1 protein-coding gene and 1 pseudogene are annotated in these 586 nt (G+C 63.8%); both read left to right on the top strand.

The window, feature by feature from the left end; translation table 11 throughout:
- Positions 1 to 402, top strand: a 402-nt coding sequence (locus AC0L3B_RS38250) for a M16 family metallopeptidase (protein ID WP_473382726.1), incomplete at its 5' end; no start/stop codon positions are given.
- Positions 399 to 586 (top strand): annotated as a pseudogene (locus tag AC0L3B_RS38245) (insulinase family protein); the annotation flags it as partial. The gene AC0L3B_RS38250 and the pseudogene AC0L3B_RS38245, both read left to right, overlap by 4 nt.

Genomic DNA, 586 nt, shown 5'->3' with positions numbered 1-586 from the left:
AGCTATTCGAGCATCTCGCTCGACCCGACCCAGTTCGCGATCTCGGCTTCGCCCAAATCCGGGGTCAGCTTCGCCGAAGTCGAGCAGGTGATTGATGGCGTCATCGCCGACATCGCGCAGAATCCGATCCGCGCCGAGGATCTCGAGCGAGTCAAGACCCAGCTCATCGCCGAGGCGATCTACGCCCAGGACAACCAGGCGGTGCTGGCACGCTGGTATGGCGGGGCATTGACCACGGGCCTGTCGATCGAGGACATCCGGAGCTGGCCAGGTCGCATCCGCGCCGTCACCGCCGAGGAGGTCCGGACCGTGGCGCAGAAATGGCTCGAGAAGAAGCGCTCGGTGACGGGCTATCTGATCAAGGACACCGGCGTCGCCAAGCGCGAGGAGAAGCGTTCGTGACCTATCCCTTCCTTCGACGTGTTGCATTCTCCGTCGTCACCGGCGCGGCACTCGTGCTCGCTACCGTCTCGCCATCACAGGCGGCCGCAAAGATCCAGCATTTGACTTCGCCGGGCGGCATCGAGGCCTGGTTCGTGCAGGATGCGACCGTGCCGCTGATCGCCATGGAATATTCCTTTGCCGG

Source organism: Bradyrhizobium sp. Kon56 (genome assembly GCF_055807635.1).
This window is presented reverse-complemented; position numbering and strand designations above follow the sequence as displayed.